Annotated in this window: 14 protein-coding genes; 2 read left to right on the forward strand and 12 right to left on the reverse strand. The window is 43.2% G+C overall.

Annotated features, from left to right (window positions below; genetic code table 11):
* Positions 1-6 precede the first annotated feature (6 nt).
* The 6 genes from MKY42_RS20035 to MKY42_RS20060 form a co-directional block, all read right to left on the reverse strand.
* Complete coding sequence (locus MKY42_RS20035) at positions 7-1452, reverse strand: helix-turn-helix domain-containing protein (RefSeq protein WP_090900064.1); 1446 nt, start codon at positions 1450-1452, stop codon at positions 7-9.
* A gap of 122 nt (positions 1453-1574) precedes the next feature.
* Positions 1575-3179 (reverse strand): extracellular solute-binding protein, encoded by a 1605-nt coding sequence (locus MKY42_RS20040; RefSeq protein WP_090900067.1) that lies wholly within the window; start codon positions 3177-3179, stop codon positions 1575-1577.
* 109 nt (positions 3180-3288) lie between these two features.
* Positions 3289-4185, reverse strand: coding sequence for a carbohydrate ABC transporter permease (locus tag MKY42_RS20045; RefSeq protein ID WP_090900070.1), 897 nt, complete (start codon positions 4183-4185; stop codon positions 3289-3291).
* Complete coding sequence (locus MKY42_RS20050) at positions 4179-5123, reverse strand: ABC transporter permease subunit (RefSeq protein ID WP_090900072.1); 945 nt, start codon at positions 5121-5123, stop codon at positions 4179-4181. The genes MKY42_RS20045 and MKY42_RS20050 overlap by 7 nt, the downstream gene beginning before the upstream one ends.
* A gap of 186 nt (positions 5124-5309) precedes the next feature.
* On the reverse strand, positions 5310-5447 hold the full coding sequence (locus tag MKY42_RS20055) for an S-layer homology domain-containing protein (protein WP_256222136.1): 138 nt from the start codon (positions 5445-5447) through the stop codon (positions 5310-5312).
* A gap of 30 nt (positions 5448-5477) precedes the next feature.
* A complete protein-coding gene (locus MKY42_RS20060) occupies positions 5478-5825 on the reverse strand; it encodes an S-layer homology domain-containing protein (RefSeq protein ID WP_256222138.1) in 348 nt (115 codons plus the stop codon).
* A 155-nt stretch (positions 5826-5980) separates the two neighbouring features.
* On the opposite strand from MKY42_RS20060, the gene MKY42_RS20065 reads away from it, so the two are divergent.
* On the forward strand, positions 5981-6202 hold the full coding sequence (locus MKY42_RS20065) for a hypothetical protein (protein WP_339844162.1): 222 nt from the start codon (positions 5981-5983) through the stop codon (positions 6200-6202).
* 123 nt (positions 6203-6325) lie between these two features.
* Here MKY42_RS20065 and MKY42_RS20070 read toward each other — a convergent pair whose 3' ends face one another.
* From MKY42_RS20070 to MKY42_RS20080, 3 genes are all read right to left on the reverse strand, one after another.
* A complete protein-coding gene (locus tag MKY42_RS20070) occupies positions 6326-6691 on the reverse strand; it encodes a hypothetical protein (protein WP_256222141.1) in 366 nt (121 codons plus the stop codon).
* Positions 6627-7235 carry a hypothetical protein gene (locus MKY42_RS20075; RefSeq protein WP_256222142.1) on the reverse strand — a complete coding sequence of 203 codons (609 nt, stop codon included), beginning with the start codon at positions 7233-7235 and terminating at the stop codon, positions 6627-6629. The genes MKY42_RS20070 and MKY42_RS20075 overlap by 65 nt, the downstream gene beginning before the upstream one ends.
* A gap of 439 nt (positions 7236-7674) precedes the next feature.
* The gene (locus tag MKY42_RS20080) at positions 7675-8607 is read right to left on the reverse strand and encodes a hypothetical protein (protein ID WP_339844165.1); all 933 of its coding nucleotides are present in this window, start codon (positions 8605-8607) and stop codon (positions 7675-7677) included.
* Between the two features lie 315 nt (positions 8608-8922).
* On the opposite strand from MKY42_RS20080, the gene MKY42_RS20085 reads away from it, so the two are divergent.
* The gene (locus MKY42_RS20085) at positions 8923-9393 is read left to right on the forward strand and encodes a hypothetical protein (protein WP_179264213.1); all 471 of its coding nucleotides are present in this window, start codon (positions 8923-8925) and stop codon (positions 9391-9393) included.
* Between the two features lie 284 nt (positions 9394-9677).
* Here the strand turns inward: MKY42_RS20085 and MKY42_RS20090 are convergent, their stop codons facing one another.
* The 3 genes from MKY42_RS20090 to MKY42_RS20100 form a co-directional block, all read right to left on the reverse strand.
* Positions 9678-9830, reverse strand: a complete 153-nt coding sequence (locus tag MKY42_RS20090) for a hypothetical protein (RefSeq protein WP_177185746.1) — start codon at positions 9828-9830, stop codon at positions 9678-9680.
* 491 nt (positions 9831-10321) lie between these two features.
* Positions 10322-11512, reverse strand: a complete 1191-nt coding sequence (locus tag MKY42_RS20095) for an abortive infection system toxin AbiGii family protein (RefSeq protein WP_090900081.1) — start codon at positions 11510-11512, stop codon at positions 10322-10324.
* Positions 11513-11515: 3 nt separating this feature from the next.
* Positions 11516-12385 (reverse strand): abortive infection system antitoxin AbiGi family protein, encoded by an 870-nt coding sequence (locus MKY42_RS20100; RefSeq protein WP_090900084.1) that lies wholly within the window; start codon positions 12383-12385, stop codon positions 11516-11518.
* Between the last annotated feature and the right edge of the window lie 596 nt (positions 12386-12981).

Raw genomic sequence — 12981 nt, forward strand, 5'->3', positions numbered from 1 at the left:
TCATCGTTAACTGCTTTTTCTGAATTTAGAAGGCGTTATTCCGCAATGTTTCTTGAAAACCTTATTGAAATAGTAGTATTCCACATACCCAGTCTGAATGGCGATCTCCTCGATCGACAGGTCCGTTTTCCTCAACAACTCGCGGGCTTTCTTAATCCTGAGCTCCGACACGTATTTGGAGAAGGTTTTGCCCAAATTTTTCTTGAATAATTGACAGCAATACACCTGATTAATATAGAACTGGGCGGACAAATCTTTCAAATACAATTTCTGTTCATAGTGACCGTCGATATAGGCTACCATTCGGTTAAAGCAAGATACAATGTCCCCTTCCTGCAACGGTCGGTTGTTCCCTTGCGTAATGGAAGCGAGGACGTCATGCAAAAAGCTGCACAAAGATTCGAAGTGTTCGAATCGTTCTTTAATCTCGGAATAATTGAGGAATTCCATTTCCATATCCTTCAATTCTTCGGCGTAGGCGTTTATAAGGATCCCGACTGCCTGGTTCCATAAGTAGACAACCTCGCTCATGCCGAGCTGCTGTTCTTTGAAGTATGCCTGCAGCCCGTTTAAGTACGCATCCATGTCGCCAGGCTGGTCCTCCCGAACGATCCGATTAATCTCTTCGATACATGGTTTCACCAAATGAACCTTCGGTTCGTAATGAACGACCCTTCCAATTTCGTTCAAAAAAACCTGTGAGGCAGACAGATCCGCCTCTTTAATCAGCTTGCTCATATGCGTTAGCTGACTGGAAATGCTGCTGACGCCCACCGTATTCATGCCAGTATTGTTCGCGACTAATTCATCCCAAAGTTCTTCCAAACAAGCTTTATGTTCCGTTATCAGAACAATCAGCCTTTTACTCGTTCCGGATTCAACGACCACAGCCGTAACAGGCTTTTCTTCCAAAGAGAGCAGCTTTCCGAAATCCTTGTTGCCGCCTGCGAAATCGATAGAAAGCACTTGGTAGTAACATACCTCCCCGCTACCCGGAAGAGGCAAATAACGTTTGATCTCCTCCTCATTGGGCGAGGTCAGCGCATCCAGAAGGAGCTGATTGCGTGCCGCGCTTCTTTTGGAGAAATGCATGGCAAGCTCCTCAATAAATGAATCTGCCATATCTACATCCAAAGGCTTCAGGAAATAATTAAGCGCGCCGAAGCGCAGCGCTTCCTGGGCATATTTAAATTCCGCGTATCCGCTAACGACGACAAACTCAGTGTCCAGATTATGCGATTTGGCTCTCTTCATGAGATCAAGTCCGGAAAGGTCCGGCATGCGTATATCCGTAAATACCAAGTCAGGTTTCTCTGCTAGAATAGCATCCCACGCTTTGTAAGCGCTTGTAAATTGGCCTATAATTTCAAAACCGTAATTATCCCAGTCAAAGGCGTTGCGAATTCCTTTAATCGCCCACGACTCATCATCAATAATCATGACCTTGTACATGGGTATCCTCCTGAACTTGTGGATTTCTTCGAAATGATAGCAAAGCTTCCCGGTAATAGCAATCTAAAATACGGATAAACCACGGTCATTAGCAAACGATGGGTTTATCCGTATCTTATGAATTACTTGCTGCTCTCTTTAATTTCTCTGTAATGCTTCACGTTCTCTTCTTGAACCGCTTTACCGCCAGCGTCCATATATTCTTTCACCAGCTTGTCATACAAGGCGTCGAATTCGGCCGGCTTGACAACAATCAGCCGATCCGTCATTTGCTTGTTCATATCACCCAGCGTTTTGCCGTATTTGATGCTGGCTTCGTTCGGGACACCATAGTAAAAGCCGGTATAGCCGTCTGTCGTGTTGATCTTATAGGAATCAACAGCCATTTTCTCATAGTCTTTATCTCCGGTCGCCAAGGCTGCCGCGTACGTTTTGACATTCTTTTCGGTGTCGCCCAGCTCCGCGCCGTTAACAACGAGCGTATAATCCAGATTGAGATTGCTCATCTGCATATTTTCGCCGGTTTGCGCAATCCCTTGCGGGATGCCGTCTACCATCGTGTGGTTGACGCCTTTTTCGCCGAACTGCAGGAAGAACAACACTTCCGGATCGGCCATCCAGTTCAGATACTTCATAGCCAGTTCCGCATGTTTGCTGCTTTTCGGAATAAAAGAGAAAAGTCCGTTTTCATTATACGTCTCTTTGATATATTTTCCTTCCGCGTTCTTGAAGGCATCGATCGGAACATAGTTCGCGTCCGGCGCATTTTGTTTCAGCGGCTCGCGAATTTTTTGCACCATCGGATAATCCCAGTTGGCCCCATAGAAGCCTACCTTGCCGTTCGTTACGTCGGCATCCGCCTGCTTAGCCGTTTTGTCCAAAGCAAAGTCGGGGCTGATCAGTTTTTCCGCGTACAGCTTATTCAGCCATTTATACGCATCCTTGTTGCCGGGCTTCAGCCAGTTGGTGGTGGTAACGAATTCTTCCTCCGACATAGGACTCCAGAAGGATGGAACCAGATTGCCAAAGGTGTAGTTCATGCCGGCAGCCGCAGTCGCCCACGGAATGACGCCATTTACATTGCCGGGGTTCTTGTCGCGGAAGGCAACGAGCGTATCGTACAATTCGTCCTTGTTCGTCGGAACGGGCAGTCCAAGCTTATCGAGCCAATCTTTGCGGATAAACAATCCGTTCCAGGCAAGCAAAGTCCGCTTCGCCGGGATGGAGACCTGTTTGCCATCGTATTTCCCGTAGTCAAGAACGGTATCGCCGAGATAAGCTTTCAATTGCTGGCCATCCTTCTCGAGCAATTCGTCCAGCGTATAAAGGCCATTGTTTTTGGCAAAACGGGTTACGGTCGTACCGTCGTAGGTGAAGGAAATATCTGGCGCTTCGTTGGCAGCCATGAGTACGTTCAGCTTGTCGACTTCCTGGGAACGAGGCACGGAAACAAATTTTACGACGGCGTTATTAGGCTTACCGAATTTTTCGTTGACGTATTTGGTCCACGTGTTGTTATTCAAGTCCGGCTGTCCTTGAATCCCTCTATCGAACACTTCTACAGTCAAGGTTTCAACGGGACCAGAAGATGATTCTGCTGCCGGGGATCCACCGTTTGATGCCGCCGGTTCATTATTGCCGTTATTCCCACCGCAGCCTGCCATAACACCGGCAAGCAGCGCTGTACTAAACAGAATGGCTGCTTTTTTCTTTATACCAGTATTCACTCAAAACCACCCTTTCAAATGATAGATATGAACTGATTCTTATCGCAAAGCCTCTTTACATCCACCAGCCCAGCCCGGCAATCACCCCTTTCCATCCGAATTTTCCTTATCAGCCCTTAATGGCTCCCGTCATTACGCCGTCTACGAAATACTTCTGCAGCTTGGGATAGATGAGCAGGATCGGTATGGTCGTAAACATAACGCTGGCCGCTTTCAATGACTCGGGCACAATGAAGGAGCCGGCGCTTCCTTCTCCGCCTTGCTGGCTGTCCAGCTGCTGATTGGCCGAAATGATCTGGTACAGCTTCATCTGCATCGGATACAGATTTTTATCCGTAATGTAGAACAGGGCATCCTGGAAACCGTTCCATCTGTCCACCGCATAAAAGAGGCTTAACGTGGCGATCGAGGGCAGCGACAGAGGAAGCACGATTTTCATGAGAATGCCCAGATCCGAACAGCCATCAATCGCAGCCGATTCTTCCAGACTTTCTGGAAGATTGGTGAAGAACGTCTTCAGGATGATTAGGTTAAACACGCTCATGGCGCCCGGCAACACCAAGCTCCACACCGTGTTCATCATCCCCAGGTTTTTAACCAGTATATAAGAAGGAATCAAACCACCGCTGAAATACATGGTGAAGACCAATGCCGACAAGATAAAGTTTCTTCCCATCAGCCGCTTTTTCGTCAGCGGATACGCTCCGCAAATGGTCAGGAACATACATACTACGGTGTAGAAAACCGTAAGCAGAATACTGTAACCAAGCGTATACAGCATCTCCCCGTCGCTTAAGATGGTTTTGTACGTTTCGAGGGTGAAGCCCACCGGCCACAGCCCTACCTTTTGAGAGATAATCGCTTCGTTGGAGCTTAAGGAAAGCGCAATCATATAGAGGAACGGAACGATACACGTGAAGGATAACGTCACGATAAATACGATAATGACGATATCCGCCACGCTCATTTTTTTCTTTTTGCCTAAACTGCTCGCCATGCTCACCATATCCCATCCTCACCCAATTTCTTCGCGATATAGTTAGCACCCATCAGCAGGATTAGGCCAACGACGGATTGGAACAATCCTACCGCAGTCGCTTGGGAGAAATCCCCCGAACTAATACCAACTCTGTATACGAATGTACTGATCACGTCGGAGTAATCGCTGACTAATGAATTGCCCATTACAAACGGTCGATCAAACCCTATGGAAACCATTCTGCCAATCTGGAGTATCAGCAAAATATTGATCGTTGACTTAATGCCGGGCAGCGTAATATGCCATACTTTGCGAAGTCTGCTGCATCCGTCAATATCGGAGGCCTCGTACAATTCCTTGTTGATTCCCGTCATTGCCGCCAGATAGATGATCGTTCCCCAGCCGATATGCTGCCATACGCCAACCGAGATATAAGTCATTAACCAAGGCACCTTCTGCGACAGAAACTCGATCTTCACAAGGCCCAGGTTCGCCAGGAACGTGTTGACCATGCCGCTGTTGGAGAACATCAGATAGACCATGCCGCCGATAATCACCCAGGATAAAAAGTGAGGCAGATATAATACGGTTTGCGTTATTTTCTTAAATTTCACCATTCTCACTTCATTGAGCAAAATCGCTAGAATAATCGGCGCTGGGAAGCCCGCGATCAAGTCATAAACATTCAGCAGCAGCGTATTCTTGAGCGCACGGTAGAAGCTGTCCTGCTGGAAAATGAACTCAAACACATCCAATCCAACCCACTCACTCCCCTGTATTCCCGCAAAAATATTGTAATCTTGAAAGGCCATAACAACGCCGTAGATCGGGGCATACTTGAAGATCAGGATATAGGCAAAGGGCAGCAGTAAAAGAGCGTATAACCATTTGTCTCTTTTGACGTTGTGAAGAAATTTATTTTTCTTCTTAATTGAAGCGTAGTCTTGTTCTAAAACCGCTTTCATTTCTTTCCTCCTTCCGGCTGTATTAAGAGGAGCTCTCATATTTTCATTATAGCTACCGGGGAAATTATAAAAATGTACTCATTTAAATGAATTTTGTAATAACTTAAAATCGTGGTGATATAAGTAATCCGAAAGAAACCCGTAAAAAGCCTTGATTGCTCAAGGCTCTTTACGGGTGATGCCTAGCTAGCGCGAAGTTATAAAGCGGGCAAGTATGGCAGATACTTCAGCTCGAGTGACGCTGCTTGCAGGCGCCAGAAGGTTCCCCGGCTTGCCGTTCATGATCCCTTGCGCCACAGCCAGTTCATCGCTTCCTTTGCCCAAACGGAAACCTCGCCGCTGTCGGCATAGCTCTTACCGTTGCCGCTTGTTGCAGGTTGTCGGCGTACCGGGCAAAAGAGTGATCAATTGCTCCCTGGTAATGGCTGCATCCGGGGCGCTGCCGTCGCTAATCCCGGCCGTTACAGACCAGTTTTGCGCCTTGGTGTACCAATTCGCACCGCCTTCGGTCTCAACGTCGTCGAGGCGAGCCAACACAGTAAAGAACATGGCACGGCTCATGGATTCACCCGGAATAAATACGCCTTGCCCCGTTCCAAGGAACAGTTCTCGGCTGGCGGCAAAGGTTATCGCTTCGGCCGCCCAATAGCTGTCAGGCACATCCTTGAAGGTAATCTTGTTGTCGATCAATTTAACCGTCATATCGCCTTTGGCTATAAAGCTCACTCCATCTTTGGTTAGAACAGAGTCTCCAATGATTTTTCTGGAGCCGTCTTCCCTGACCGTAAGGCTACAGTCGAAGCAGAGGCATTTTTCGCGGGGATCGTAATCCGCGCATCTGCCACGCCTTCTGGTAGATGGACATTGGCGGTTACTTCCGCAAGGGAAGTCGTGATCGTTTCACTTTAACTCCATTAGGCCAAGTGGTGGTCTCGGTTACTGTACCGGTTGTCTTATTCGTAACGATGGTTGTCGTACTGCCGTCCTCGTTTTTGACTGTTGTAGACGTGTTGGTAGAGCTGCTAGATCCACCTCCGCCCAGAGGGGTTCGTCGGTTGATCATAACCTTTGATGGTTAACTCCACATGGGCACTGGCTTTATAGTCATCGATCTCACGGTAACGAATCCAATAAGTTCCCGGAGCCGGATTGTGCAGAGTATCCCCCTTTACAATGGACCACGTGCTCCCATTGTCCGAAGATCATTCCATAGAGGCGTTCACGCCCGTGATGGTTCCATCGTTAGCGCCTGCCGCTGTTTCATTACTTGACCCAAGTCCAACAGGAGTTGCCTTAGCTCCTCCGGTAACCATCACTTTGAAATCGTCAAAGTCGATGGACGCGTTGGCATAGCCGTCGATGCCAAACCGCTGGCCGGTCAGCTTGTTGCCGCCCGTATGGCGGAAAACGAAGTCAGTAGCGACCGGATCAGGATTATCGTTGATATAGACGGTATAAGTCTTGGCATCCCAGTTGGCTACCATTTTAATTTTGTACCACGTGTTAATGGTGTAGTTTTGGACGGTCTTCTTGGAAGCGCCATCCTGCACGATCAGCTTGCCCTTCAAACGCAGAGACCATAGAATAATTGCTAGTCCCGCTGTCGTTCCTCGTCATAGCGCCATTGGCGTACTGGAAGTTGGTGTTTAATCGTGCGCGATATTCGATAACAATGCGTTGATCTGCCCCAGCTGTCACCTCACCCAGATAAGGCAGGAACAGGTTGGCTTTGCCTGCGGTAGCGGTTGTGGTCAACCGAAGGAATTTATTTCCTTCCTCTTCCTGAACTGTTGCGGTAGCGCCATTGGTCAGGTCTTCGATGTTAAAGCCAAATGGGTATTTACCCGTCTCATCGCTGGAGAAACCCCGATAAGCGTTATAAAACACGCCATCTTGCGTACTATTGAGCGAAGCTAACAGAGCGGCTTCCAGCTCGGCAAGGGAACTCCGTTCTTCGTTGAATTGCTCTTCCGTCAAACTTGCGTCGGTAGATAATTCCTCCGCATGGTCGAGTTTAGCGAGAAGGGCATCGTACGCAGATCGGCTATAGCTTCCCAACCCTTCGCCTAGCGGATACGAGAAGTTGTCTATTCGGCTGCGAGCTTGCTTCACGATCTCATCAAGACCCTAGGCCAGATGTTGTAATTGATACGGATACTGACCGTATTTATGCGCCAAGACATTGAACTAACGGGAAACGTTAGCTCAATAAAACAAGAATCATCCTACAAAAAATATCTGCAAATTTACTTATGTCTGTACAACGGGTTTTGCCTTTTTTATATTTCCTTTTTAATTCCGAAATTGAACATGTCTTGCCGATGATAAGTACATTTTCAAAATAACCATCAATTTCAACTATCAAGTTCATCACCGCCGGTCGCTATCCAGCCGGTAAGCTCAAAGGTATTGATACATAAGATTATTAACGGCATCTCTTAGTTAACCCGTTAGGCGGAATCAATCTTTACCAAACCCTTTCGTTCCAACATCATTTGCCAGAGGGGAAGAAATGAAGGTAACTTATCTATCGATACATCAGATACGCCTTCTATACGACCAGATTGGACGAGTTGACATACACCGTCTTCTGACCATTCTTAGTCTTAAAGTCGCCATTCTCCAACTTGTCTAAGAATCCTGTAGTGTGAGCTTCAAGCATGTCAATGAGGTGAACGATGTAAGCCCAAATGGTTACTGGCTTATCGGCAAATTCACCGTGATGCCCCAACTGAACTGAGATAATATCGTAATAAAACTTCTCGCCAAACGTCACCACGATTTCATCTTTATTTCTCATAGTGATCTCAGCACCAAAAACCCTGTGACTTATATAGGACAACCCTGTGTAAACACCATCTTCAATTTCTAACACCTTACCTATAACATGAAGGATAATGCTCAGGTAGAGTAAATCAGCCCAAGGAGCTAGTCGAGAATCATTTTCGATCAAGGTTCTAGCAAGACGAAGCATCTTCATCGTATGGTTCATCAAACCACCGATCTGAGCGTCATGCATCTTCGCACCCGCCCAAGTAACCTTGAACGGATCGAACAAATTTTCCTTCTGAAAAATGCCGAATAATAGAGTTGCAGCGGGCTGAGTGAGGTTACTGTTTACAAATTGCACGAAACTTTTGAAAACCGATTCCACATCTACTCGCTTGTAAAAGATATTGATATCCGTTACACCGTGCTGGAAGTTTATTTCTGTTAATGTCAACTCGATTTTATCGTTGTAGGAATCAACATTGCCTTTAATCAAGGCAATAGCCCCTACAAGGTTGTTGATGTTGAGATTGTTCTGAAGGTACTCGTCACAAATCTTGAAACCTATTGTCTTACCGTAGTAATGACAAGTACCGTATATAGGTGCCTTACCTGCCGCATCTGTCTTTGGTGTGTAATCAGTGATGTAGATAAGTCCGTTGATAATCTCCCCGTCTTTAACGCTATGCAAATCTATAGGTTGTATGTTTATCACTACTTAATCTCACCTCAAAAATATTGGTCATTAAAATAGTTCTATATCATCAATGCAAACCCCTTTTTATTCCAGTGACCTGCCCGTTAGTTGAATTAAAGCAACTGATCAAAGTGATCAGCTGCTTTCTTGGTTTTATTACGCTATCGTTTCCCGTTAGTTCAATAGGTGTCCTGCGCGAAATGAGCTGCCATGAGTCGGGATTTTGTTTCGGAAACTAGTTGTACTGCAAAGCCAAATAGGCCCTTACCATTTTAGTGAATATAATGTTTTAAAGTAGGAAATAATTGTTGGTATAGAAAGGGCGAGGATAATATGTTTAAAAAAATATATTTAATAGCCTTTGCAGTGACTATTATTTCAGGAGTGGAATTAATATCGAATTCAAAAGCAGACACCAATCCAGAAATGGAAACTGTAAATAAGACAGTTGAAAATCCTGTTAACACTAATTTTTCAACAAATAACGTAAAATCCGTAAAATTCGAAGAATCAGTAAAAATCGTAGAATCCGTAGAATCAAAACTCACAAAAGGGTATTTTAGTCAACTATATACACCTCATGGCATGTTCTTGCGAGCAGATGAACAAAGTATCTTTAAGGAATCTGAGATAGCAAGAAAGTTAGATCAAATCGGACCTAATACGAATCAACTAATTTTTGAAGGCGAGTTTTTTTTAAAAGTAGATGAATCAACATTTCTTAAATCGTATCCCAATTCGTTGCTCTTAAATGAAAAAGATGAAAACCCGACTGATACTGATGTTCCATCAAGTTTATCATAATAGTAATTTCATAAAGAAGGAGCCATTGTTTTCGACAATGGCTCCTGATTTTTTTTATTCTGGAATTAGCGTGACTCCAGTGAATGCTTCTACTTCCGGCCGCTGTTGTTCCCAGATATTCACGGTAGAAATCCGGTGACAAAGGCGGACGCTATCGCTCCTACATTTTCTAACTTCTCCTCCGTCTCTCTTCCCTTATAAGATATTTTCAAGTTCAATCTATATAGATTTAAAAGCTCCGTTTCAGTCACGTCCATATCTATTTTCCTACGTTAACCTGCCCGTTAGCTTAATGACTTAGCAGGCAGAGTTAGAATAGATATACTTCTAATCGGCAATCGGATCATGTTCTTGTCCCCCCACAATTTTCGGATTTCTTTAATGGCATGTATTCCCGCATACTCGGCACCGATGACGACGCAAGATAATGTTCTCATAGCAATTACTCCTTCTATAGTTTGCATATAAAACGAGTTAGCGGCTTTTAATGTGATATAAAGTTACAACTTTTTGAGAACTACGAGCTGACTCCATCCAAAATTCGGTGCAAGATAACCACCACCGCGGTAAACGACTGTTTCCTGTGGCTATTATTCAAATCACTTCAATACTAACTTTCGGAAAATGAAAACAAAAATGAGAACTATGGTATATCCTTCATGAAGCACTGGAAAGGCTGCCAATGAAGGCAGCCATAATAAATTGGCCAAATTTGAATAACACCAGATTAAACCGCTACTACCGAATCACGTCGTCATAAAATACTTCAAGGTCCATCATCGTGTCATGCCGCTTACGTAGTAGCATCTATTCACCATTCTCTATATTAGTTAGTCAATATTATAAATTAGATCGATCTTATCACGATATGAAAAAATCAATCCAATTGAATCTACACATTAGAGTAAAACTGCTCACTAAGATAAAGTTATTTATTTTCTTCAAAAATGCTGAACAAATCTCTGGCCTCATGAAGTGGTCTTATATTCTTTTGAAACTCCAAAGCCTCTTCATACGTCTTAAAGTATCTCATTGATCGAAAGCTTTTCTGAGAGGACTTATTTTCAAGTATACATTCCAACTTACCTTGCTCTTTTATACTAGGAATTATATCTGAAATACGCAAATTATATACGCCCATCACTGCAAACAATTCCAGATCTACCTCAAGTAAATTAATATTCTCAGGCTGCACAAATGTAAAACCGGCGGTTTGACTGATTAACCGATCTTTATCAAAATCCTCAGGAGGATCGAATGTAATCGAAGTATACTTAATATTTTCTCTGAACGGCACTTCTTTTACAAAGGACGAGTACAGTTTAATTAACCAGATGTCTTCCTCATCACTAAGAGGCAAATCTAGTGAAAAATGGACTCCCAACTTGTTCTCAACACTTTTCATCTTTTTCCAAAACGTTAATAGTTCATTCAATGTCCCACTCTCTACATCGTTGATTGGCGAAGGGGGTAATCTCATTCCAACTACCTGCCCGTCGCCTTGAATAAATGCCTGATATACTAATAAAACACTTAATAATTCATCGATGGAATTAACTTTTTGGAGATTAAAATTAAAGGAAAATTGAAGTGTTTCTATATCTTCAAGTACTGTCATGGATACCTGCAGACCGTCATTATCTATATTTTTTAATAGCGTTTTATTAAGATCAGCAAGCGGCTGCCTTTGCATAGTTAGAGATCTAGTGTGCCCATATCCAGAAAATTCAACTACGTGAGGTGGCGGGAATGGCTTTGGCTGTAAGTAGAATTCAGTATTTTCACTTGCTAATAAAGGAGCTAATGCCGCTTCATCTAATGGTATCTCGATCCCGTTTATTTTAACTGGCACATTTTTATCAATTTTAAGTTCAGTTTGACTTCTATAGATTATATCGAAAAGTTCCTCCGGTTTGTAGATTCTTAAACTTTCAGGGATTTTGATATTGGCAGACATCTGCATAGCCCTACCTTCACTAGGCACTGCAACAACCAGGTCATTAGCTACTCGCTTATATATAAGACCATCAGGCAACCTTTTGTTGAGAGACTCAACGATTTCTTTTGGGATTATACGACCGTCTGATTTTTTAAATGATTCTTTAAAGTTGGAAAACATGTTTCACCAATCCTTCTCTAATTGAGTAAATACCATAATTTTAGAGATTAGAATATATTTTGTGGTTTGATCAGTGTGTAAATCATTCATGATGAAATGAATTAAATTATCTCGATCTTCAACCGTATCCACGATTAGATATTCAATCTTATCATAATCAAATTTCAACCACAGTTCTTCTTTTTGTTCAATGCCGTCTGAGTATGCATTACATACCACATTGTTCAAATTATTCACCAAAACCGATTGTGGAATTATCAAACTCAAATCTGTATATACATCACTAAAATTGGGGACGAATCTCCATTCCCTCTCATCATGAAAATTCTTAGAAATGTGTTCGAAAGAAGTCCCTCTTTGCTTTGCCATTTCTCCGTTTAATGGTTTGATAAAAAGCAGTTGTGTTGCCAATTGATTATGAAGGATTTCATCCCCAGTACCATCACGCATTTGTTCCATAGCATGTTTGAATGCTGTTTTGAAGTCAGAGAGTAAAGCCGATGAACTATTCATATAACTAATCGGTTGAACACCTTCTTGGATGCCCCACATCTTGCTCATACCAATTCCGTATCGCCCATATCCATCAGAGCTATTGGTGCCTCCCATATGGTACGTTAATTTGTTTAGATGAATATCACAGAAACAAACCATAGGAAATGCAACTTTATCCATCTCGGTCAAATCCAAGTATGTGATATTCTCTTCATAAAATCTCGGAATCATTGCTTTTTTGCTTAATTTACTTTTCAGGTATTCAAGTTTAGGCATGAAATTGAAAAGGACATTCGCACTTTGTCTGTAAGTGTAGTTAGCCTGAGACACCTGTGGAGCTGAGTCCAATAAAATATCACTATACTGTTCAATGGCCATTAGAGTCTCCTATAGATTTTAAGTTATATTGCTAACTGAAAGAATCATTTACTATAAAATTATACCTTATGGATTAAGAGGACGCATTTTGGTTTACATAAGTTTAAAGATATAAGGAAAAATAGAGATAGACACTTTGGGTTAGGCATTAACGTCGAAGAAGCAAAAGAACTTGGTTTTTTTAATAACTATTGACGATACGGGCCTACTGGTCGAAACTCTTTTCCTTCTCATCCAAACTTAGGTCTGGATGGCCGTAATTGAACTGTACGTTATTCTGGCCCTGCAAGGCCCATTTACATGTGTTACGGTACTTAATGAGGTTTTAAGTGATATGCTCAATGCTTAGATTTATATCTAATCGGCAATCGGACTAAGTTTTTGTCCATTCCAGCACGGTTCTGGTCTCGAACCAAGGACAATAACTATAAAGCTAAAGTATGGTCAAATTCTCTGAAATAGGGTAGAATTGTTATCGCTATTTGGTCAGTGAGAAACCACTGTCTTAAACCAATCACAACTTTTGGAGCCAATAGTGGCTTCTGCACAAACGAGCCTCAGTTACTAAGGCTCGTTTTTTGTTGATTCCTTTAAAA

The sequence above is a fragment of the Paenibacillus sp. FSL W7-1088 genome (assembly GCF_037969855.1).
GTDB lineage: Bacteria > Bacillota > Bacilli > Paenibacillales > Paenibacillaceae > Paenibacillus.

What these genes read in the sequence shown, in the direction of transcription:
- MKY42_RS20090 (WP_177185746.1), bottom strand. Translation starts at nt 9,830, where the DNA reads ATGAGAACATTATCTTGCGTCGTCATCGGTGCCGAGTATGCGGGAATA.
- MKY42_RS20060 (WP_256222138.1), bottom strand. Translation starts at nt 5,825, where the DNA reads ATGACGGTTAAATTGATCGACAACAAGATTACCTTCAAGGATGTGCCT.
- MKY42_RS20045 (WP_090900070.1), bottom strand. Translation starts at nt 4,185, where the DNA reads ATGGTGAGCATGGCGAGCAGTTTAGGCAAAAAGAAAAAAATGAGCGTG.
- MKY42_RS20065 (WP_339844162.1), top strand. Translation starts at nt 5,981, where the DNA reads ATGGACATTGGCGGTTACTTCCGCAAGGGAAGTCGTGATCGTTTCACT.
- MKY42_RS20050 (WP_090900072.1), bottom strand. Translation starts at nt 5,123, where the DNA reads ATGAAAGCGGTTTTAGAACAAGACTACGCTTCAATTAAGAAGAAAAAT.
- MKY42_RS20085 (WP_179264213.1), top strand. Translation starts at nt 8,923, where the DNA reads ATGTTTAAAAAAATATATTTAATAGCCTTTGCAGTGACTATTATTTCA.
- MKY42_RS20100 (WP_090900084.1), bottom strand. Translation starts at nt 12,385, where the DNA reads ATGGCCATTGAACAGTATAGTGATATTTTATTGGACTCAGCTCCACAG.
- MKY42_RS20095 (WP_090900081.1), bottom strand. Translation starts at nt 11,512, where the DNA reads ATGTTTTCCAACTTTAAAGAATCATTTAAAAAATCAGACGGTCGTATA.
- MKY42_RS20035 (WP_090900064.1), bottom strand. Translation starts at nt 1,452, where the DNA reads ATGTACAAGGTCATGATTATTGATGATGAGTCGTGGGCGATTAAAGGA.